Source organism: Streptomyces bicolor (assembly GCF_000719285.1).
In the GTDB taxonomy this organism is placed as follows: Bacteria; Actinomycetota; Actinomycetes; order Streptomycetales; family Streptomycetaceae; genus Streptomyces; species Streptomyces bicolor.
The window spans coordinates 129,614-148,842 of the sequence record NZ_JOFS01000004.1 but is presented as its reverse complement, the minus strand read 5'-3'; the positions used below and the strand labels follow the sequence as shown (position 1 = coordinate 148,842).

Genomic DNA, 19,229 nt, shown 5'->3' with positions numbered 1-19,229 from the left:
GGGGGTAACCCGTTATCCGATTTTGACATGGCGGGCGCCCTGAATGGCTCAGTCCGAATGGCAAGATGCCGTAATCACACGAGGTCGCGACACTCGAAGGCGTGTGTTCCCGTCGACCTACGAAACCAAGGCACCTGCCGAACCCATCGCCAGATGCCTGCCCCATCGGCAACTCCACCCCATCCGCCGGAGGAACCCACCATGACCGCACGCTCCATCCGCCGTTCGTCCGCCGCGCGCTCCAGGGCAGCCGCGGTAGGTGCGATCGCGGTCGCAGGCGCCCTGATTCTCACCGGTTGCGGTGACCAGACCGAGGGCGGCGGCAACGGGGGCACGAACGAGACGGGGAAGTCCAGCGCCGCCCCGCTGTTCGACAAGCTGCCCAAGAAGATCCAGGACGCGGGCGTCATCAAGGCCGGCACGAACGCCGAGTACGCCCCGATGGAGTACCAGGAGGGGGGCAAGATCGTCGGCGTCGACCCCGACATCGCCGCCGCGCTGGGCGAGAAGCTGGGAGTGGAGTTCCAGTTCACCTCCGGCTCCTTCGACGGCCTGATCACCGCCCTGAACTCCGGCCGCTACGACGTCGCCATGTCCTCCATCACGGACACCCCGCAGCGCCAGGAGGGCCTGGACGACAAGGGCAAGAAGCTCGGCCCGGGTGTCGACTTCGTCGACTACTTCGTCGCCGGCACCGCCGTGTACGTCCAGAAGGGCAACCCGAAGAACATCAACTCGATCGAGGACCTCTGCGGCCAGACGGCGGCCGTGCAGCGCGGCACGACGTACGAGAAGGCGCTGCAGACCCAGTCCAAGGCCTGCACGGACGACGGCAAGAAGAAGATCAACATCGAGTCGTTCGAGAACGACACCGAGGCCCAGACCCGCGTGAAGTCGGGCGGCGCGGTCGCCGGCGTCAACGACTACCCGGTGGCCGTGGACCTGGCCCGCAAGTCCGGCGGCGGCAACGACTTCGAGGTCGTCGGCGAGCAGGTCGACGCCGGTCCGTTCGGCATCGCGGTGAACAAGGACAACAAGCAGCTCACCGCGGCCCTCGAAGAGGCCGTCAACGCGATCATCGAGGACGGCACGTACAAGAAGATCCTCGAGAAGTGGGGCGCCGAGACCGGCGCGATCGACAAGGCCGCGATCAACGGCGGCAAGTGACCGTCCCGGGCAAGCACTGAAGGGCAGTCACAGTGACTGACAAGTTCGACAAGGAGCCGGCCGACGCGAAGCCGTCGGCCGCCGTCTCCAAGGAGGGCGGGGCCATCCCGCCCGAGGCGATCAAGGCCATTCCGGTCCGGCACTACGGCCGCTGGGTCAGCGGTGTCGTCGTACTGGCCCTGGTGGCCCTGCTCGTCAACGCGTTCGCCACCGCCGAGAAGATCCAGTGGAATGCGGTCGGCGACTACGTCTTCGACTCCACGGTCCTCGCCGGCGCCGGGCGCACCCTGCTGATCAGCGTCCTCGCGATGGTCATGGGCGTGGTCCTGGGCGTGGTCCTGGCCGTGATGCGCCTGTCCAAGAACCCGGTGACGAGCTGGGTGGCCTGGGTCTACATCTGGTTCTTCCGCGGTACGCCGGTCTACGTCCAGCTGCTGCTGTGGTTCAACCTGGCGCTGATCTTCCCCGTGCTGAATCTCGGTCCGATCTACAAGGACGAGATGGTCGACGTCATGACCCCGTTCATGGCCGCCCTGCTGGGCCTGGGTCTGAACGAGGCGGCGTACATGGCGGAGATCTGCCGCGCCGGTCTGATGGCCGTCGACGAGGGCCAGACCGAGGCCTCGCACGCGCTCGGCATGAGCCACGCGAAGACGCTGCGCCGCATCGTGATCCCGCAGGCGATGCGGGTGATCGTGCCGCCGACCGGCAACGAGTTCATCAACATGTTGAAGACCTCGTCGCTGGTGTACGCGGTGACGTACAACGAACTGCTGCGCGCCACCTCCACGATCGGCTCCACCTCGTACGCGGTGATGGAGATGCTGTTCGTGGCGTGCATCTGGTACCTGGTCATGACCAGCGTGTTCAGCGTGTTCCAGTACTACCTGGAGCGGCACTACGCCCGCGGCTCGACCCGGAACCTGCCGGCGACGCCGTGGCAGAAGATCAAGGCGAACATGCTCGGGCTGGGTCGCGAAAGGGGTGCTGGGGCATGACCGCCATGGTGAAGGCCGAGGGCGTCCACAAGTCCTTCGGCGCCGTACAGGTCCTCCAGGGCATCGACCTGGAGGTGCAGACCGGCGAGGTGTTCTGCCTCATCGGCCCCTCCGGCTCCGGCAAGTCGACGTTCCTGCGGTGCATCAACCACCTGGAGAAGATCAACGCCGGTCGGCTGTACGTCGACGGTGAGCTGGTCGGCTACCGCCAGAAGGGCGACAAGCTGTACGAGCTCAAGGACAGCGAGGTCGCACAGCAGCGCCGGGACATCGGCATGGTGTTCCAGCGGTTCAACCTGTTCCCGCACATGACGGCGCTGGAGAACGTCATGGAGGCGCCGGTCCAGGTCAAGGGCACCAGCAAGGCCCAGGCCAGGGACCGCGCCAGGGAGCTTCTCGACCGCGTCGGCCTCGCCGACAAGGCCGGGAACTACCCCTCGCAGCTGTCCGGCGGCCAGCAGCAGCGTGTGGCCATCGCCCGGGCCCTCGCGATGGACCCGAAGCTGATGCTCTTCGACGAGCCCACCTCGGCCCTCGACCCGGAACTGGTCGGCGACGTCCTCGACGTCATGCGCGACCTCGCCGAGTCCGGCATGACGATGGTCGTCGTCACCCACGAGATGGGCTTCGCCCGCGAGGTCGGCGACAGCCTGGTCTTCATGGACGGCGGCGTGGTCGTCGAGTCCGGCGACCCACGCGAGGTCCTGACCAACCCGCAGCACGAGCGGACGCAGGCGTTCCTGTCCAAGGTGCTCTGACGGTACGACGGGGAAGGGGCGGTACGGGTTGTCCGTACCGCCCCTTTCGCATGTCCCCGGTGACTACCGCTGGCTCGGTCCCAGCAGTACGAGACTTCCCGTACCGCCTCCTGGTCGCCGTAGAACCACCGGACCGTGGCCCCGTCGGCCTACTTCAGCGCGAGCATCAGCGTGTCGGAGGGCGAGCACCACACCGGCCGCGCCTCCCCGAAGCCCTTCTCGCGCAGCACGCGCGCGTGCCACTCGGTGGACGGCATGTCACCCTCGGCGTGCTCGCCGTAGATCTCGAAGCGACGGGCCGTGGGCTCGGCCAGCACCGGGTCCTTGGCGGCCAGCTGCCACCACTGGGACCAGTCCAGGGCGCCGTCGGCCTTGGCCTGATCCATACGGGCGTGGCGCTGGGCGCGCTCGGCCGCGTTGATCCGGGGCGTCGACTCGTCGATCATGTGGTCCGCGTTCAGGAAGACACCGCCGTCGCGGACGAGCTCCGCGACCTGACCGTAGAGGGTCGCGAGGGGTTCACGGTGCAGCCAGTGCAGGGCCGTGGCGGTGAGGACGGCGTCGTACGAGTCGTACGGCAGCCTCGCCGGCCAGTCCGGGTCCTTGAGGTCGGCCGTGACGAGCGTGACCCGGTCGTCGCCCGCGAAGGTGCCCTCGGCGATGGCGAGGAGCGCGGGGTCGAGGTCGACTCCGGTGCTGGTGGCCTCCGGGAACCGCGCGAGCAGCCTGGCCGTGATACTTCCCGTGCCGCATGCGAGATCCAGCACGCGCGGGGCGGGGCCGACGAGGGCCTCGACCATGTCCAGCATGATCCGGAAGCGTTCCTCGCGGTCGGGCATGTACCACTCCTGCTGCCGGTCCCAGCTGTTCTGCCAGGCGGACCAGTCGGCGGTCGTGGTGGTGGTGTCCGTCTCCGTCATCGAGCCCCTCCATCGCGCGCGTTACGTAATACCCTGGAAGCACGATCAGCTGTTACCCCGACCGCACCACGACGATAGAACGCCTCCGTAAGGACTACAAGTGGAACTGGCCTATTACTCGGACTACGCCGTACGACTCGTCAACAGCGAGGACCCGGCCCGGGGCACGGACACGCTGACCTCGGTCGAGGCCGTCCGCGATCTGTTCGGCGTCAGCCAGGAGGCGGGCCGCCGTGCCACCGACGCCGACGTCACCCGCTTCCGCTCGGTCCGTGCGCGGCTGAGGGCGGTCTTCGAGGCGGCGAACGAGGGCGACGAGTCAACGGCGGTGAACCTGCTGAACTCGCTCCTGCTGGAGTTCCCGGTGAGCCCGCAGATCTCCGGCCACGACTTCCGGGACGACGACGGGCGCCCCCTGTGGCACATGCACCTGGCGGACCACCCGTCGAACGCGACCGCGGGCTACGCGGCGATCGCGGCGATGGGCCTGGCGTTCCACCTGACGGAGTACGGCGTGGACCGTCTGGGCCTGTGCGAGGCGGCACCATGCCGCAACGCCTACCTGGACACGTCCACCAACCGCTCCCGGCGCTACTGCTCGGACCGCTGCGCGACCCGCGCGAACGTGGCCGCCTACCGCGCCCGCAAGCGCTTGGAGGCCGACCGGTCGGCGAAGACGGGCCGCACGGCCGACAGCGCCCAGCGCGCCAGCGCGAACGGTGAGCGCTGATCGGGCTTGCGGGGCCGGTAGCGCAGCCGGACCTTGCCCATGATCAGCTCGTCCGGCACCACCCCGTAGTCGGTGCTGTCGCCACCGGCGTAGGCGTTGTCCCCGAGCACCCACCATCCACCTTCTCGCCGCTCCGCGGCACGCTTGACGACGAGCAGGTCCTGCTGGAACGGATGCCGCAGGATGACGACGTCCCCGGCCCTGATCCGGCCCCGGTGGACCACCACGAGCAGATCGCCGTGGTGCAGCGTGGGCACCATCGACGGCCCGGTCACCTCGGCCCACCCGAAGGGCCGGCCCGCCCGCTCGCGCTCGGTCTCCTGCGACAACTCCGGCATCCCCGGCACCTCCCCGGTACGGTCCTCCACCAGTCTCAGTCTGACCCTGGACTTTTGTCCTAAGCCCATGGGGGCACCCGCGAAAACCCGTCTTGCAGGGAGTAATGTCCCACCTGAGAAGACGATCACGAGGAAGGAATGCTCCATGCTTTCCCGCCTGTTTGCCCCCAAGGTCAAGGTCAGCGCACACTGCGACCTGCCCTGCGGTGTGTACGACCCGGCCCAGGCCCGCATCGAGGCGGAGTCGGTGAAGGCCGTCCAGGAGAAGATGGCCGCCAACGACGACCCGCACTTCCAGGCGCGTGCCACCGTCATCAAGGAGCAGCGCGCCGAGCTCGCGAAGCACCACGTCTCGGTGCTCTGGAGCGACTACTTCAAGCCCCCGCACTTCGAGAAGTACCCGGAGCTGCACCAGCTGGTCAACGACGCCCTGAAGGCCCTCTCGGCCGCCAAGGCGTCCACCGACCCGGCCACCGGTCAGAAGGCTCTGGACTACATCGCCCAGATCGACAAGATCTTCTGGGAGACCAAGAAGGCCTGACCCAGGGCATTTTCGTCCGGCCTCCCGAAGGGGCCCAGCCATCACCCCGGCTGGGCCCCTTCGACGTCCCCGAGATGACAAACCGTCAATTACCGGTAAATGGGGCCTACGGGACGAGACCACGGAGTCAGGGTTCCCTGAACTCGCGGTGATTGTGTTCACGCCGCGAGCAGTGGCTGTGCGTCGTACCCGTCCCGTAGGTTCTGCCATGTCCATCCCCTCGGCCGATCTGCGGGGCGGGTGGTGTCACGGGGGAGTCGGAGCACCGCTCGGATCCCGTCTCGGCCTTCGCGTCCGAGGCGCGCTTCGGCGTGTTCCGCCGCAGCGGGCGTGTGGGGGTCCACATCAGCCGGCGGGCCGTCCCCCGCCGTACTGGATGTCGATCCCCGGGAGAAAGCCCTGCGCCGCCGACCGCCCCTGTGGCCGATCCCGCTGCTCTGGACCCTCGCCCTCGGTCTGTGGGGACTGTCCCGGCAGCACAGTGTGTGGCGGGACGAGGCCGCGACCTGGCAGGTGGCCCGGCGGTCCGTCGGCGAGATCTGGCACATGCTGGGGCAGGTCGATGCCGTGCACGGGCTCTACTACCTGCTGATGCACGGTCTCTTCGAGTGGTTCGGGGCCGGCACCACCACGCTGCGGCTGCCGTCCGTGCTGGCCACGGCGGTCGCGGCGGCCTGCGTCACGGTCATCGGGGAGCGGCTGGCCGGGGTCTGGGCGGGTCTGGCGGGAGGGCTGGCGTTCGGGCTGCTGCCGGCCGTGCAATTCCACGTCCAGGAGGGGCGGCCGTACGCGCTGGTCACGGCCGGGGCCGGGATCTCGACCCTGTTGCTGGTGACGGTCCTCCAAGGGCGTGGCCGAGCGGTGCACTGGTCCGCGTACGGGGCCACGGTCACGGTGTGCGGGCTGCTCAACTGGCTCTCGCTGCTGATCCTGCCCGCGCACCTGGCGACCCTGCTGTGGGCGCGGCCCAGGCGCGGCACGTACACGCGCTGGGCGGTGGCCGCCACAGCCTCCGTCGCCGCTGTGCTGCCGCTGATCCTGTTCAGCCGTGGCCAGGCCAAGCAGGTCTCCTGGATACCGCCGTTGACCTGGCACATGCTGATCGGCCCGGCGATCCTGCTGGCGATCGGCGGCCTCGGGGCCCTGCTGGACCGGCCGCGCGCGGGCCGGCTGTCCGCCGCGGCCGTCGGACTGCCGCTGCTAGCGGTACCGCAGCTCGCCCTCATCGGCCTGTCCCTGGTCAAGCCGCTGTTCCTGGACCGCTACATCCTGTTCGGCATGCTCGGCCTGGCGCTGCTGATCGGCACGGCGCTGGGCACGGCCGTACGGGCGACCAGGCCGCGCTTCCCGAGAGCCTCGCTGTGGCTCGTCCCGGCGGTGGTCGCCGTGGCGTTCGCGGCGCTGTTGCCGCAGGCGCTCGCCAAGCGGTCCCCGGCCAGCCGGGTGGACGACGTCCTGGCGGTGGCGGCCGATGTGCGGCGGCTGAAGGAGAACGGGGACGCGGTCGTCTTCGTGCCGGCGGCCCGGCGCGACACCGCGCTGGTCTCCCCCGGTCACTTCACCGGGCTGCGGGACATAGCGCTGACGGAAAGCGCGGTGGCGTCGGGGACGTTGAAGGGCGAGGAGGCGGACCCGGCCCGGATACGGTCCGCGATGCTGGCACAGCACCGGATATTGCTGGTCACCGACGCGCCCGACGTGGCCCGGCCCGTGTCGAACGAGCGGGACAGGGTGAAGACGGCGGTGCTGGCGGAGCACTTCACCGTGGTGGCGGACGAGCAGGTCCGCGGGCGGCGGGTGACGGTGTACGAACGGCTCGAACCGGCGCGGAGGTAGCGGCCCGGCCGGCTCTTCGGCCGGGCCCCCCGCCGCTGTCCGCGGGACCGGATCGGTCAGTGGAACTGCGGCACGATCAGATAGATCCCGTACGCCACCACCGCCGCGCAGGCGAGGAAGCACAGCCCGGCCTGCGCGAAGCCGAGCGTGGACGTGCCGCCCTCCTCGCGCGCCCCTTCGTGGCGGGCCAGGCCCAGCACGCCGAGGGCGAAGACGGCGACCACGGCCACCGTGACGGCGAGGCTCACCGCCGCGACCTGGCCGAGTGCGGTCCAGTCGAGGTTCATGGTGTGAACTCCCTTGTATCGGGCGCCCTTGCCCGGGCGTCCGTCGTTTCAGGCGGCAGTGCCGACCCGCGTCGGCTGCGCGCCGCGGACGGTGACCTCGTGGGTGTCGTTGACGTTGTGCGCGGACACCGGGTTGCGGCGGGAGACGAGCACGATGCCGGCGGCCACGGCCGCGCCGACCAGTGCCACCACCGCCGTACCGAAGTCGCCGCCGTGCTTGACCGCGCTCGCCGAGACGCCGCCCACCAGCGCGGCCGCCGGCAGGGTGACCAGCCAGGCCACGACCATGCGGCCGGCCACGCCCCAGCGGACCTCCGCGAGACGGCGGCCGAGACCCGCGCCGAGGATGCTGCCGGAGGCGACCTGGGTGGTGGACAGGGCGAAGCCCAGGTGGGCCGAGGTGAGGATCACCGTCGTGGAGGCCGTCTCGGCCGCGAAGCCCTGCGGGGACTGGATCTCCGTGAGGCCCTTCCCCATCGTGCGGATGATCCGCCAGCCGCCGAGGTAGGTGCCGAGGCCGATGGCCAGACCGGCCGAGGCGATCACCCACAGGGGCGGGCCCGCGTCGTGGCCCAGGGCGCCCGCCGAGATCAGGGTCAGCGTGATGACGCCCATCGTCTTCTGCGCGTCGTTGGTGCCGTGCGCGAGGGAGACCAGCGAGGCCGAGGCGATCTGGCCGAGGCGGAATCCCTTGGTGACGGACTGCTTGCGGGCCCGAGAGGTGAGCTTGTACGCCAGGTAGGTGGCCAGCAGCGCCGCGACCCCCGCCACGATCGGCGAGGCCACCGCCGGGATCAGCACCTTCTCGACAACCTTGTCAAAGTGCACGCCGTGCGCCCCCGCACCGACCCAGACGGCCCCGATCAGCCCGCCGAACAGCGCGTGCGACGAGCTGGACGGCAGCCCGACCAGCCAGGTGAGCAGATTCCACAGGATCGCCCCCACGAGCCCGGCGAAGATCATGCCCGGGGTGACGAGCGTGTCGTCCACGATGCCGCCGGAGATCGTCTTGGCGACCTCGGTGGACAGAAAGGCGCCGATGACGTTCAGGACGCCGCTGATGAGCACGGCCGTCCTCGGTTTGAGGGCCCCCGTGGCGATGGACGTGGCCATCGCGTTCGCCGTGTCGTGGAATCCGTTGGTGAAGTCGAAGGCGAGGGCCGTCACGATGACGACCGCCACCAGGAACGTGATGTGGTCCATTCCCCAATGCAAACAAGCGCGGGCCAATAAGCGGGGAACTGGTGGCAAAGCGTGTCCCAGGAGCCGGCGCGCGGTTGGTAAGGGTCCTGCAAAGCCGGTGTGGTGACCCCCGGGAACGCCGTGCTGCTGTGCCGGACCGGCAACGCCTCATGGGATCTACGATCGCCCCATGAGCATCCGCTGGACCTACGCCTTCCTCGACCGCCCCACAGCGTCCTTCGACCGGGCGCACGCCTTCTGGACCGCGGTGACGGACACCCGGCTGTCCGAATTCCGCGGTGAGCGGCGGGAGTTCGTGACTCTGCTGCCGGGCGGCGGGGCCGACGCCTGCGTCAAGGCACAGGGGGTCGACTCGGGGGCCGGCGGCGCGCATCTCGACTTCGCCGTGGACGACGTACCGGAGTTCGTGAAGGCCGCGCTCCGGCTGGGCGCGGACATGGCGGCCGAGCACGAGGGGTAGGCCGTACTGCGGTCGCCCGCCGGGCAGTTGTTCTGTGCCGTGCCCTGGCACGGGGAGTCGGTGCGGCCGCCCGTGGTGCGCGGGAGCCGGCTCGACCAGGTCTGCGTGGACGTACCGCCCTCGCGGTACGACGCCGAGGTCGCCTTCTGGAGCGCTCTGTTGGCCGACTGGGCGTCGGCGCCCGGCTCCCGCCCCGAGTTCCATGTGCTCAAGCCGCCGGCCGGGCTGCCGATCCGCATCCTGCTCCAGCGGCTCGGTGAGGAGCGCCCCGCCTCCGCCCACCTGGACCTCGCCTGCGCGGACATCGCGGCGACCCGCGCCCGGCACGAGGCGCTGGGCGCGACGCTCGTCGCCCAGGGTGCCCATTGGACGGTGATGCGCGATCCCGCGGGCGGCGTCTACTGCCTGACGGCCCGTGATCCGCAGACGGGCGGGCTGCCGGGCCCCAGCGGGTCCTGACCGGAGCGGGCGGCCTCAGCGCGAGGTGCGGAGGCAGAAGACCTGCGTCACACCGCCCTCGTACGCCGAGGGGCTGGGGCACGCCGACCCAAGCTCCTCCGGAGGCGACGGCGTGGCACTCGCCTCCTCCCAGCGGTACGGAGCCAGCGGCTCGGCCGCGTCCTGAAGCCACAGTGTCGCCCCGCCCGCGACGGCCACGACGATCACCCATGCCACCACGACCCAGCGCCATGAGCGGCGTCGTCCGGTCAGCTCCACGGCTCCACGTCCACCACCGCGGTCACCGGAATCGGCCCGTACACATGCGGGAACTCCTCGCCCCCGGGCTTCGGCGCCTCGTACCTGAGCGGCACGCCGAGCCGCGCCGGGTCCACGACCAGCACGACCAACTCGTCGGGGCCGTCGTAGGAGCCGTACAGGAAGGCCGCCACGGCGGGGAGTTGGGCGCGTGTCGAGCAGTGGATGAAGCCCTCCTCCTGGAGCGTGCGGCCACGCGTCGACATCGCGTACGCGCCGCGCTCGCGGGCCTGGTCCCACAGTCGGCGTTCGGTGATGTGGAGGATGTACGTGCGTTCGGGCATGAGGCGAGGTTACGGCCTCAGCCGGGCCGCCCGCTCGTGCAGATAGCGCTGCTCCGGCAGGCTCAGGGTCTTGGTGGCCGCGGCCTCATAGGCGGCGCGCGCCTCGTCGTGCGCCCCCGCCCGCTCCAGAAGGTGCCCTCGAACCGCGTCCAGGCGGTGCCCGGAACCCAACTCACCCTCCAGCGTCGCGAGTTCGGCCAGCCCGGCACGCGGGCCCCGGACCATGGCGACGGCGACCGCGCGGTTGAGGCGCTCGACGGGGCCGGGGACCAGGCGGATCAGGACGTCGTAGAGGCCGAGGATCTCCTGCCAGTCGGTCTCCTGGGCCGAGGGCGCCTCGTCGTGGACGGCGGCGATGGCGGCGCGCAGCTGGTAGGGGCCGGCGGGGCCCCGGGAGAGGGCGTGGGTGACCAGGGCGACGCCCTCCTCGATCGCGGATTTGTCCCAGCGGTCGCGGTCCTGTTCGTCGAGGGGGACGAGCTCGCCGTGCGGGCCGGTGCGCGCGTCGCGGCGGGCGTCGGTGAGCAGCATCAGGGCGAGCAGGCCGGCCACCTCGCCGTGGTCGGGGAGGAGGCGATGGGCCTCGCGGGTCAGCCGGATGGCCTCGCCCGCGAGGTCCCGGCGCTGGAGGCTCGTGCCCGAGGTCGCCGTATAGCCCTCGTTGAAGATCAGGTACAGGGTCTGCAGTACCGCGGGCAGGCGGTTCTCCCAGTTGTCGGGGCGCCCGAAGCGCACGCCGCGGACCTTCTGCTTGGCCCGGCTGATGCGCTGGGCCATCGTCGCCTCGGGGACGAGGTACGCGCGGGCGATCTCCGCCGTGGTCAGACCACCGACGGCACGCAGGGTGAGGGCGATCTGGGCGGGCGAGGTCAGGTTCGGATGGCAGCACAGGAAGAGCAGGGTGAGGGTGTCGTCCTCGCGGGGAGCGCGGTCCGCACCGGGCGGCGGGGCGGTGAAGGCGTCCCTCGGCGACAGCGCCGCGACCTTCTCCTCCCGGGCCCGGCGGGCCTCCTCCGCCCGCAGGGCGTCGGTCAGCCGGCGGGCGCCGACCCTGATCAGCCAGCCGCGCGGATTGTCGGGGACACCGGTGCTCGGCCACTGCTCGGCCGCCGCCAGCAGGGCCTCCTGTACGGCGTCCTCGGCGGTGCCGAAGTGGCCGTACCGCCGCACCAGCGCGCCGAGGACCTGCGGCGCGTGGCGGCGCAGCAGGTCCTCGGTCTGGGTCGGGTCGGCCATCGGCGGCTCAGCAGTCTCCGGCGCCGTCCTGGATGGGCCGGATCTCCACCGGGTAGACGGGGGCCCCGGCGGGCTGGGGGCAACGGATGATGCGGTCGGCGATCTCGGTGACCCGCTCCAGGCTGGCGCAGTCCAGCACCCAATAGCCGGCCAGCAGCTCCTTGGTCTCGCTGTACGGCCCGTCGGTGATCACCGCCTTGCCGTCCTCGCCCAGGGTGACGTGCCGGATCTTCGCGGGCTCGGCCAGCCCCTGTCCGTCGATCATCTCGCCGGTCTCGGCGAGGTCGTCGTTGATGGCCTGCATGTAGGCGTACATCGCCTGGACGTCCTCCTGGCTCCAGGCCACGGAGTGCTCGGACGCCTTGCCCTGCATCGCCTCGTAGTCCGCCTGCGTGCCCTGCACCATGACCAGGTACTTCATGACTGAACTCCTTCGGTTTCCGTCGGCTCGCCGCCGTCGTGGGCGGCTTTCACAGGGGACGTCGGAACCGGGCCGGGATTCTCGACACGGGGCTCAGGATTTTTTCGCGGCGGGTTTGGTGGCTGTGGTGGGTTTGGTCGCGGTGGTGGGTGTGTCGGGCTGCTCGTGCTTCTCCGCGTGCTGGGCGCCTTCCTCGGGGTACGCCTCGCACTCGGGGTTCCGGCAGGGGCCGGCCACCCAGGTGGGGACCCAGGCGCCCAGCGTCTTGTGGCGCTTGACGACCGTATCGACGGGCTGTCCGCAGACGGGACAGACGTGCTCTTCGCTGCCCATGTCCTCAGAGTAGGGCGGGAGAGGGCTCAGCGCTTCCTGCTGTACGTACGAACCACCGCGCCGTTGCCGAACGCGCGGACCTCGTCGAGGGTGAACTCCGTGACGGCGAAGTCCGAGCCGAACATCGGCATGCCGGTGCCGTAGACGATGGGGTAGCTCTTGATGACGAGCTCGTCGATCTCGTCGAGCAGCGCGCCGGCGAGTTGCGAACCGCCGCACAGATAGATGCCCAAGCTCCCCTTCTCCGCCTTAAGTTCGCGGACCTTGCCGACCAGGTCGTCCGAGATGATCTCGACGTCCGGATCGGGCGACTCGGTCAGCGTGCGTGAGGCGACGTACTGGCGCAGATGGGCGTAGGGGCTGGTGATGCCCTCCTTCAAGGCCAGGTCGTAGCTGGCCCGGCCCTGGATGATCGTGTCGAACCGCCTGTTCTCCAGGTCGTCGCAACCGAGGGCGCGGCGGCCGTGGGTCGGCAGGGTCTCCGGGTGCTCCTCCTTCAGGAACGCCAGGAACTCCTCATCGACGAAACCGACCATCGCTGTGGCGTCGCCGTCCGGGCCGCCGATGAAGCCGTCGAGGGAGCAGGCGATGAAGTAGGTGAGCTTTCGCAAGCCGGTCTCTTTTCGTAGGGTGTCGAACAACCACTCCGGTTGTAGTGCTTCAGTTGTAGTACTTCGCTTGTAGTGGTTGCAAGGCATTTCCCGGAGCGACTTGAAGTGAGAGAGGGGATTCCGAATGGCCGGCAATCCGGAGCGTCGGGCCGCCCTCGTCGACGCGGGCGTCGAGGTGCTCGCCCGCGAGGGGGCGCGCGGATTGACGTTCCGCGCGGTGGACGCCGAGGCAGGGGTGCCGGTCGGCACCGCCTCCAACTACTTCACCGGGCGCGACGACCTGTTCCGCCAGATCGACGCCCGGCTGCACGTCCGCCTCGCGCCCGACCCCGAGGTGATCGCCGGGCTGCTGACCCGGCCGAAGGACCGCTCCCTGGTCACCGCCTTCATGCACGACCTGATGGGCCGCGCGACCCGCGACCGCACGGGCTATCTGGCCCTGCTGGAGATGCGCCTGGAGGCGGGCCGCCGCCCCGAACTGCGCTCCTCCTTCACGAAATCGGTGCGCGGCGACCTGGAGGAGGGCATCGAGTTCCATCGCAACGCCGGGCTGCCCGGCGGCGACGAGGTCGTCACCGTGCTCTACCTCGCGATGCTCGGGCTGCTCCTGGAAAACCTGACACTGCCGGAGGTGCTGGACGGCGTCCTGCCAGGTGTCGAGGTACCGGACGGCCTGGTCGAACGGATCGTGGCCACGATCGTGCCGGAAGGGTAGGCGGCACTGCGGGAGGGGCGGCTCGGGGGTGCCGGCGGATCATGTGCCGACGGGTCGGGGGGTGCGCGTGAACCTGCGGCTCAGCCGCGCGGCTCGCGCCACATCGGCCACATCCGGGGGCCGTCCGGGAGGTCGAGGGGACGGCCCTTGAGGTCGAAGCCGAGCCGCTCGTACAGCTTCCGGCTGCGCGCGTTGCTCGCTTCCAGGTAGGCGGGCAGGCCCTCCTGGTCGCAGCGGTCGAGAGCCGAGGTGAGGAGCGCGGTGCCGAGGCCGTGGCCCTGGTGCTCGGGGGCGACGGCGAGCATCCACAGGTATGCGTGAGCGGCGCCTGCGGGGTGGATCTCGGCGGTCAGCCGGGCGATCTGCTCCACGCGCTCGTTGTCCGGGTCGACCTCGGCACGCAGCCGGGCGGGGCCTTCGTCGTCGGCGTGCTCGGGATCGAGTCCGTGGTCCTGCGCGGGTACGGACAACCACAGCGCGCAGGCCGTGCCGTCCTCGGTGACGTCGATACGGCCGTCGTCGAGCACGATGTCGGTGAACGCGGCCATGAGCCTGGGGTGCCTGGTACGGCGGCGCTCCTCATCCGGGAACACCCAGCCGCTGACCGGATCGTCCTGGAAGGCCGCGTCCAGCAGCCGCCCCACCAGCTCCCGGTCCCCCTCGCCCGCCGTCCGGATCGCCACGCCCATGTCCTGCCGTCCCTTCGTGTCAACCGGCCTTGATCGTAGGGGGATTGGAGCGGACGTGGCCTTCGTGGCAGGAGTTTGTCGAGATCTGGCCGGTACACGGGCCGTGGTACGCGGGAACGGGACCAGCAACACCGTGGGGAGGTCCGGGACCCGTTCCGGGCCGGTGCGCAGGCCGCGGTAGCAGGAACGGGCCCCGCACACCGTGGGGATGTGCGGGACCCTCCGGCCCGGAGCACCTCGATCGCCGTACGGGGTCAGGAACCGTACGGCCCCGTGGCTCCGGGGTCTTGAGGAGTGCCGTCGGCCGCCGCCGCGGCCCTCAGTTGCTGCGTCGTGTCACGAACTCCGCCAGGGACAGGAGTCCGCCCGCCTCCTCCGGGTCGGGGACCGCGCGGGCCAGTTCCTGCATGGCGCGGGCCATCCGGTCGGCGGCCTGTGCCTGCGCCCAGTCGCGTCCGCCCGCCCGCTCGACGGCGAGCGCGGTCCGCGCGACGCCGTCCTCGTCCTGCGTGTCGTACGGCATTTCGTACAGCGCGGCCAGTTCCGCGGCCGCCGGGCCACCGGAGGTCAGCGCGGCGACGACCGGCAGGGACTTCTTGCGGGCGGCGAGATCCGCGCCGGCCGGCTTGCCGGTGTGGCTCGGGTCGCCCCATATGCCGATGACGTCGTCGATGAGCTGGAAGGCGAGCCCGGCCTCACGGCCGAACGCGTCCAACGCCGCCACGTCCTCGTCCGCCGCCCCCGCGTAGAGCGCGCCCAGGGCACAGGCGCACCCCAGCAGGGCACCGGTCTTGGCCTCGGCCATGGCGAGCACCTCGTCGAGGCCGACGTCGCCGGGGCCCCGCTTCTCCATCGCCGTGTCCGCGTGCTGGCCGGCGCAGAGTTCGACGACGCAGTCCGCGAGCCGCGCGGCGGCCGCCGTGGACGCCGGGTGCCTGTCCTCGGCGAGCAGCCGCAGGGCCAGCGCCTGGAGGGCGTCCCCGGCGAGGATCGCGTCGGCGTCACCGAACACGGTCCATGCGGTGGGCCGGTGCCGGCGGGTGGTGTCCCGGTCCATCACGTCGTCGTGCAACAACGTGAAGTTGTGCACCAGTTCCACCGCCACGGCCGCCGGTACGGCCGCCGCCCGCGCCCCCGGTCCGCCGAGCGCGGCAGCCGCGGTGAGGACGAGGGCGGGACGGATCGCCTTGCCCGCGTTGCCCGCCGCCGGGGTGCCGTCCGCGTGCTCCCAGCCGAAGTGGTAGCGCGCGATCCGGCGCATCGACCCCGGCAACGACTCGACCGCGGCGTGCAGTTCGGGGTCGACCGACGCGCGGGCCCTCTCCAGGATCACCGCCGCCTCGGGCCCGTCGAGCGGGCCCGTCACGCTGGTGTGCCGCGTCGTTCGCGTCGTCGACTCGGCCATGGGGTCCCCCTCGGAGAGTCCGCGGACGGTGGCGCCTGCGCTGCGGCTGGGCGCATACGACGGGGGTCTACCCGCCCTGCCACGCGCAGACACGGCCCCGAGGTGCGGAAACGTCACCTCCAGCGTCCGATCTCGACGTTCTCCAGTACACCGAGGGCGTCCGGTACCAGCACCGCTGCCGAGTAGTAGGCCGTCACCAGGTATTTGATGATGGCCTGTTCGTTGATGCCCATGAACCGGCAGGACAGGCTCGGCTCGATCTCGTCCGGGATGCCCGCCTGCTGCAGCCCGATGACGCCCTGCTCCGCCTCGCCGGTACGCATGGCGATGATCGAGGTCGTCCGGGCGTCGCTGACCGGGATCTTGTTGCACGGGTAGATCGGCACTCCGCGCCAGGTGGGGATGCGGTTGCCGGCGATCTCGATCGTCTCGGGGACGAGCCCGCGCTTGTTGAGCTCACGCCCGAACGCGGCGATCGCGCGCGGGTGGGCGAGGAACAGCTTGGTCCCGCGGCGCCGGCAGAGCAGCTCGTCCATGTCGTCGGGGCTGGGCACGCCGTCGTGCGGCTGGAGCCGCTGGTCGTACTCGCAGTTGTTGAGCAGCCCGAATTCGCGGTTGTTGATGAGCTCGTGCTCCTGCCGCTCCTTCAGGGCCTCCACGGTCAGCCGGAGCTGCTGCTCGGTCTGGTTCATCGGCTGGTTGTAGAGGTCGGCCACACGCGTGTGGATGCGCAGCACGGTCTGCGCGACGCTCAGTTCGTACTCGCGGGGCCTGGCCTCGTAGTCGACGAAGGTGTGCGGGATGTCGGGCTCGCCGCTGTGGCCGGCGGCGAGGTCGATCTCCTTCTCGCCGTACTTGTTGGTGCGCTGCTCGGGGATCGACCGCAGCTGTTCGAAGTGCTCGCGCAGGGAATCGGCCCGCTCCGCGACCTGCTCGACGTCCTGGCGGCGCAGGACGAGCACCGTGCACGCGGTGGCCGCGCGGACCGTGTACTCCCAGATCGTGTCGGAGTCGAGCAGCGCCTGCTCGCCGAGGTAGGCCCCGTCGGCGAGGACGCCCAGCGACTCGTCCTCCCCGTACGGCCCGCTGCCGAGCTTCTCCACCCTGCCGTGCGCCAGCAGATACACCTCGTCGGTCCGGCTGCCGAAGGAGGCGATCAGGTTCCCCGCAGGGAACTCCCGCTGCTGGCAGCGCTGGGCGAGCTCCGACAGCACGTCCTCGTCCTCGTACGACCGCAGGGCCGGCAGCTCGCGCAGTTCGGCGGGGATCACCTCGACGCGGTCGCCGGTCTTCACGAACGTGATGCGTCCGTCCCCGACGGCGTAGGTCAGACGCCGGTTCACGCGGTACGTACCGCCCTGCACATTCACCCAGGGCAGCATGCGCAGCAGCCAGCGGGAGCTGATCTCCTGCATCTGGGGTGCGGACTTGGTCGTGGTGGCCAGGTTCCGCGCAGCCGCAGTACCGAGACTCTGCTGCGGCTTGCCCTGCTCCGTGCGGACCTCTTCGCCTACCGACATAAGGAATTGCCCTCCCGGTCATGCCCCGGCGCCGATCTGGCACCGCGCATCGCGATCTGCCCGACAGAGCCTTCCATCACGGTGTGTGTCTGTGCTATTACCCGAAAGGGCGGGAATGGATCATCGACGGGCTGGGCACACTGGGGCCGCTTGTCCAGTCGTTCTGCCGCTGCGCCTCGCTGCGCACCTGGCCGAAACAGCTCGCACAGCGTGCGATTCGAGGAGTCCCGTCCGGCCGTTTTCGGTAAAGCACGGGTACGGGGCGGCCGCGTAAGGCGGCCGACGCAGGGTGCGAAGGAGGCGGTCATGGCCTCACCCATGTCCGCGAGCAGATTCCTGGAGAGACTACGGGCCGAAGGGGCCACGGTCGTCGAGGTCGGCGACTGGGAGCACCACAACCGCAACCACGTGGGCCCTTGGGGCCCGGTCCACGGCGTGATGATCCACCACACGGTGACCAAGGGCAGCGCGCACACGGTGGAGCTCTGCCGCAAGGGTTACGAGGGGCTGCCGGGGCCGCTGTGCCACGGCGTGATCACCAAGGACGGTCGCGTCCACCTGGTCGGCTACGGCCGCGCCAACCACGCCGGGCTCGGCGACGACGACGTCCTGCGCGCGGTCATCGCGGAGAAGGCGCTGCCGCCCGACAACGAGGCGAACACCGACGGCAATCGGCACTTCTACGGCTTCGAGTGCGAGAACCTGGGGGACGGCAGGGATCCGTGGCCGGAGCCGCAGTTGGAGGCGATCGAACGGGTCTCGGCGGCGATCTGCCGGCATCACGGGTGGACGGAGCGGTCGGTGATCGGGCATCTGGAGTGGCAGCCGGGGAAGGTGGATCCGCGGGGGTTCACCATGGCGTGGATGCGCGAACGGATTCGGGAGCGGCTGTAGCCTCCGGCGGCTGGGCCGGGGGGGTGCCTGCGGCGGCCTGTTGATGTCCGGTGGGGTGCGCGTTGATGCCTGCGGCGCCTGTGCGGGTTCGATGGGGGTGCGCGTAGCGCCAACAGTTGTGTTGTGCGTCCCCTTCCCGCCGTACGCGGGTGCGGCTCCGTGGGGGTACACGCCGTCCTCTGTGGCGGGGCCGGGCGACAATGGCCCTGTGACCAGCCCCGAACCCGTGCCCGATCTCGCCGCCGTGCTCCGGCCGCGGCTTCCCTCCGCCTTGCAGGAGGTGGCCGACGAGCGGTTCGGGCGGCGTGGGGTTCGGCTGTTTCTCAAGCGCGACGACTTGATTCACCCTGAGCTGATCGGCAACAAATGGCGCAAGCTCGCGCCGAATCTGGCTGCCGCGGCGGGGCGCGCCGTGGTCACTTTCGGCGGGGCCTACTCCAATCACCTGCGTGCCACTGCCGCCGCGGGGCGACTGCTCGGGTTGTCCACGATCGGTGTCGTGCGTGGTCAGGAGCTGGCCGACCGGGACCTCAATCCGTCGCTGGCGCGGTGTGCGGCGGACGGTATGCGGCTGCGGTTCGTCGACAGGTCGACGTATCGGCGCAAGTCCGAGCCGGACGCCCTGCGGGGCATTCTGCGTGGCATCGGCGCCGAGGATGCGTACGTCGTGCCCGAAGGCGGCAGCAACGCCCTTGCCGTACGGGGGTGCCTGGCGCTCGGCGAGGAGTTGCGCGGGCGGGCCGACGTGGTCGCCGTCGCCTGCGGTACGGGCGGGACGTTGGCGGGGCTCGCCGCCGGGCTCGATCCCGGTCAGCGGGCCCTGGGCGTGCCCGTCCTCAAGGGCGGCTTCCTGGCCGATGAGGTGCGCGACTTGCAGGCCTCGGCGTTCGGGGGGCCTCGGGGTGAGTGGTGGCTGGACGAGCGGTTCCACTTCGGGGGGTACGCCCGTACGACCCCCGCGCTGGACTCCTTTGCCGCGGACTTCGAGGAACGGCACGGGGTGGCCGTCGAGCGTCTCTATGTCGCCAAGTTGTTGTACGGGCTTGTCGTCCTCACCGAGGAGGGGGCCTTCCCGCGCGGGACCGTGATCGCGGCGGTGGTCACCGGGTCCCCGTTCCAGGGATGAC

The 19,229-nt window shown here is 70.5% G+C and carries 22 protein-coding genes and 1 pseudogene; 10 read left to right on the top strand and 13 right to left on the bottom strand.

Features of this window, described 5'->3' with window-relative positions; translation table 11 throughout:
• The first annotated feature begins 201 nt into the window (after positions 1-201).
• The 3 genes from IF78_RS0105900 to IF78_RS0105890 are packed head-to-tail and all read left to right on the top strand — an operon-like array spanning position 202 to position 2,923.
• Positions 202-1,167, top strand: coding sequence for an ABC transporter substrate-binding protein (locus tag IF78_RS0105900; RefSeq protein ID WP_031479532.1), 966 nt, complete (start codon positions 202-204; stop codon positions 1,165-1,167).
• Between the two features lie 32 nt (positions 1,168-1,199).
• Positions 1,200-2,165 carry an amino acid ABC transporter permease gene (locus IF78_RS0105895; protein ID WP_031479530.1) on the top strand — a complete coding sequence of 322 codons (966 nt, stop codon included), beginning with the start codon at positions 1,200-1,202 and terminating at the stop codon, positions 2,163-2,165.
• Positions 2,162-2,923, top strand: coding sequence for an amino acid ABC transporter ATP-binding protein (locus tag IF78_RS0105890; protein WP_031479528.1), 762 nt, complete (start codon positions 2,162-2,164; stop codon positions 2,921-2,923). Before IF78_RS0105895 ends, IF78_RS0105890 begins: the two co-directional genes overlap by 4 nt.
• 149 nt (positions 2,924-3,072) lie before the next feature.
• Here IF78_RS0105890 and IF78_RS0105885 read toward each other — a convergent pair whose 3' ends face one another.
• Complete coding sequence (locus IF78_RS0105885) at positions 3,073-3,843, bottom strand: class I SAM-dependent methyltransferase (RefSeq protein WP_031479526.1); 771 nt, start codon at positions 3,841-3,843, stop codon at positions 3,073-3,075.
• Positions 3,844-3,943: 100 nt separating this feature from the next.
• On the opposite strand from IF78_RS0105885, the gene IF78_RS0105880 reads away from it, so the two are divergent.
• Positions 3,944-4,573 (top strand): CGNR zinc finger domain-containing protein, encoded by a 630-nt coding sequence (locus IF78_RS0105880; RefSeq protein ID WP_031479524.1) that lies wholly within the window; start codon positions 3,944-3,946, stop codon positions 4,571-4,573.
• Here IF78_RS0105880 and sodX read toward each other — a convergent pair.
• The gene (sodX, locus tag IF78_RS0105875; protein WP_037639788.1) at positions 4,477-4,911 is read right to left on the bottom strand and encodes a nickel-type superoxide dismutase maturation protease; all 435 of its coding nucleotides are present in this window, start codon (positions 4,909-4,911) and stop codon (positions 4,477-4,479) included. The two genes, IF78_RS0105880 and sodX, sit on opposite strands and share 97 nt — an antisense overlap.
• Before the next feature lie 145 nt (positions 4,912-5,056).
• On the opposite strand from sodX, the gene sodN reads away from it, so the two are divergent.
• Positions 5,057-5,452, top strand: a complete 396-nt coding sequence (gene sodN, locus IF78_RS0105870; RefSeq protein ID WP_020123534.1) for a superoxide dismutase, Ni — start codon at positions 5,057-5,059, stop codon at positions 5,450-5,452.
• 432 nt (positions 5,453-5,884) lie between these two features.
• Complete coding sequence (locus tag IF78_RS0105865) at positions 5,885-7,288, top strand: glycosyltransferase family 39 protein (RefSeq protein WP_425314599.1); 1,404 nt, start codon at positions 5,885-5,887, stop codon at positions 7,286-7,288.
• 56 nt (positions 7,289-7,344) lie between these two features.
• Here the strand turns inward: IF78_RS0105865 and IF78_RS0105860 are convergent, their stop codons facing one another.
• Both IF78_RS0105860 and IF78_RS0105855 read right to left on the bottom strand, forming a co-directional pair.
• Positions 7,345-7,575, bottom strand: coding sequence for a hypothetical protein (locus IF78_RS0105860; RefSeq protein WP_031479518.1), 231 nt, complete (start codon positions 7,573-7,575; stop codon positions 7,345-7,347).
• A gap of 48 nt (positions 7,576-7,623) precedes the next feature.
• A complete protein-coding gene (locus tag IF78_RS0105855; protein ID WP_031479516.1) occupies positions 7,624-8,778 on the bottom strand; it encodes an inorganic phosphate transporter in 1,155 nt (384 codons plus the stop codon).
• A gap of 169 nt (positions 8,779-8,947) precedes the next feature.
• Here IF78_RS0105855 and IF78_RS43340 point away from each other — a divergent pair.
• Positions 8,948-9,697 (top strand): annotated as a pseudogene (locus IF78_RS43340) (VOC family protein).
• 15 nt (positions 9,698-9,712) lie between these two features.
• Here IF78_RS43340 and IF78_RS0105845 read toward each other — a convergent pair.
• From IF78_RS0105845 to IF78_RS0105820, 6 genes are all read right to left on the bottom strand, one after another.
• Positions 9,713-9,955 carry a hypothetical protein gene (locus IF78_RS0105845; RefSeq protein WP_031479514.1) on the bottom strand — a complete coding sequence of 81 codons (243 nt, stop codon included), beginning with the start codon at positions 9,953-9,955 and terminating at the stop codon, positions 9,713-9,715.
• Positions 9,946-10,278 (bottom strand): DUF952 domain-containing protein, encoded by a 333-nt coding sequence (locus tag IF78_RS0105840; RefSeq protein ID WP_031479512.1) that lies wholly within the window; start codon positions 10,276-10,278, stop codon positions 9,946-9,948. The genes IF78_RS0105845 and IF78_RS0105840 overlap by 10 nt, the downstream gene beginning before the upstream one ends.
• 9 nt (positions 10,279-10,287) lie before the next feature.
• Positions 10,288-11,514 carry an RNA polymerase sigma factor gene (locus tag IF78_RS0105835; protein WP_031479510.1) on the bottom strand — a complete coding sequence of 409 codons (1,227 nt, stop codon included), beginning with the start codon at positions 11,512-11,514 and terminating at the stop codon, positions 10,288-10,290.
• 7 nt (positions 11,515-11,521) lie between these two features.
• On the bottom strand, positions 11,522-11,935 hold the full coding sequence (locus IF78_RS0105830; protein ID WP_031479508.1) for a YciI family protein: 414 nt from the start codon (positions 11,933-11,935) through the stop codon (positions 11,522-11,524).
• A 93-nt stretch (positions 11,936-12,028) separates the two neighbouring features.
• Positions 12,029-12,268: a hypothetical protein gene (locus IF78_RS0105825; protein WP_031479506.1), complete on the bottom strand. Its 240-nt coding sequence runs from the start codon at positions 12,266-12,268 to the stop codon at positions 12,029-12,031.
• Between the two features lie 26 nt (positions 12,269-12,294).
• Positions 12,295-12,879, bottom strand: a complete 585-nt coding sequence (locus tag IF78_RS0105820) for a dihydrofolate reductase family protein (protein WP_031479504.1) — start codon at positions 12,877-12,879, stop codon at positions 12,295-12,297.
• 124 nt (positions 12,880-13,003) lie between these two features.
• Here IF78_RS0105820 and IF78_RS0105815 point away from each other — a divergent pair, with 124 nt between their 5' ends.
• Positions 13,004-13,594 carry a TetR/AcrR family transcriptional regulator gene (locus IF78_RS0105815; RefSeq protein WP_031479502.1) on the top strand — a complete coding sequence of 197 codons (591 nt, stop codon included), beginning with the start codon at positions 13,004-13,006 and terminating at the stop codon, positions 13,592-13,594.
• An 80-nt stretch (positions 13,595-13,674) separates the two neighbouring features.
• Here IF78_RS0105815 and IF78_RS0105810 read toward each other — a convergent pair whose 3' ends face one another.
• The 3 genes from IF78_RS0105810 to IF78_RS0105800 form a co-directional block, all read right to left on the bottom strand.
• Positions 13,675-14,283, bottom strand: coding sequence for a GNAT family N-acetyltransferase (locus tag IF78_RS0105810; RefSeq protein WP_031479500.1), 609 nt, complete (start codon positions 14,281-14,283; stop codon positions 13,675-13,677).
• Between the two features lie 319 nt (positions 14,284-14,602).
• Positions 14,603-15,688 (bottom strand): family 2 encapsulin nanocompartment cargo protein polyprenyl transferase, encoded by a 1,086-nt coding sequence (locus IF78_RS0105805; RefSeq protein WP_031479498.1) that lies wholly within the window; start codon positions 15,686-15,688, stop codon positions 14,603-14,605.
• Positions 15,689-15,801: 113 nt separating this feature from the next.
• Complete coding sequence (locus IF78_RS0105800; RefSeq protein ID WP_031479496.1) at positions 15,802-17,208, bottom strand: family 2B encapsulin nanocompartment shell protein; 1,407 nt, start codon at positions 17,206-17,208, stop codon at positions 15,802-15,804.
• 306 nt (positions 17,209-17,514) lie between these two features.
• Here IF78_RS0105800 and IF78_RS0105795 point away from each other — a divergent pair, with 306 nt between their 5' ends.
• The gene (locus tag IF78_RS0105795; RefSeq protein ID WP_031479494.1) at positions 17,515-18,102 is read left to right on the top strand and encodes an N-acetylmuramoyl-L-alanine amidase; all 588 of its coding nucleotides are present in this window, start codon (positions 17,515-17,517) and stop codon (positions 18,100-18,102) included.
• Positions 18,103-18,310: 208 nt separating this feature from the next.
• Positions 18,311-19,228: a 1-aminocyclopropane-1-carboxylate deaminase/D-cysteine desulfhydrase gene (locus tag IF78_RS0105790; protein WP_031479493.1), complete on the top strand. Its 918-nt coding sequence runs from the start codon at positions 18,311-18,313 to the stop codon at positions 19,226-19,228.
• Position 19,229 lies beyond the last annotated feature (1 nt).

Bases quoted from the DNA above. Each gene is read 5' to 3' on its own strand.
- IF78_RS0105900 (WP_031479532.1), top strand. From the start codon at position 202: ATGACCGCACGCTCCATCCGCCGTTCGTCCGCCGCGCGCTCCAGGGCA.
- IF78_RS0105890 (WP_031479528.1), top strand. From the start codon at position 2,162: ATGACCGCCATGGTGAAGGCCGAGGGCGTCCACAAGTCCTTCGGCGCC.
- IF78_RS0105885 (WP_031479526.1), bottom strand. From the start codon at position 3,843: ATGACGGAGACGGACACCACCACCACGACCGCCGACTGGTCCGCCTGG.
- sodX (WP_037639788.1), bottom strand. From the start codon at position 4,911: ATGCCGGAGTTGTCGCAGGAGACCGAGCGCGAGCGGGCGGGCCGGCCC.
- sodN (WP_020123534.1), top strand. From the start codon at position 5,057: ATGCTTTCCCGCCTGTTTGCCCCCAAGGTCAAGGTCAGCGCACACTGC.
- IF78_RS0105860 (WP_031479518.1), bottom strand. From the start codon at position 7,575: ATGAACCTCGACTGGACCGCACTCGGCCAGGTCGCGGCGGTGAGCCTC.
- IF78_RS0105855 (WP_031479516.1), bottom strand. From the start codon at position 8,778: ATGGACCACATCACGTTCCTGGTGGCGGTCGTCATCGTGACGGCCCTC.
- IF78_RS0105840 (WP_031479512.1), bottom strand. From the start codon at position 10,278: ATGCCCGAACGCACGTACATCCTCCACATCACCGAACGCCGACTGTGG.
- IF78_RS0105835 (WP_031479510.1), bottom strand. From the start codon at position 11,514: ATGGCCGACCCGACCCAGACCGAGGACCTGCTGCGCCGCCACGCGCCG.
- IF78_RS0105830 (WP_031479508.1), bottom strand. From the start codon at position 11,935: ATGAAGTACCTGGTCATGGTGCAGGGCACGCAGGCGGACTACGAGGCG.
- IF78_RS0105825 (WP_031479506.1), bottom strand. From the start codon at position 12,268: ATGGGCAGCGAAGAGCACGTCTGTCCCGTCTGCGGACAGCCCGTCGAT.
- IF78_RS0105815 (WP_031479502.1), top strand. From the start codon at position 13,004: ATGGCCGGCAATCCGGAGCGTCGGGCCGCCCTCGTCGACGCGGGCGTC.
- IF78_RS0105810 (WP_031479500.1), bottom strand. From the start codon at position 14,283: ATGGGCGTGGCGATCCGGACGGCGGGCGAGGGGGACCGGGAGCTGGTG.
- IF78_RS0105805 (WP_031479498.1), bottom strand. From the start codon at position 15,688: ATGGCCGAGTCGACGACGCGAACGACGCGGCACACCAGCGTGACGGGC.
- IF78_RS0105800 (WP_031479496.1), bottom strand. From the start codon at position 17,208: ATGTCGGTAGGCGAAGAGGTCCGCACGGAGCAGGGCAAGCCGCAGCAG.
- IF78_RS0105795 (WP_031479494.1), top strand. From the start codon at position 17,515: ATGGCCTCACCCATGTCCGCGAGCAGATTCCTGGAGAGACTACGGGCC.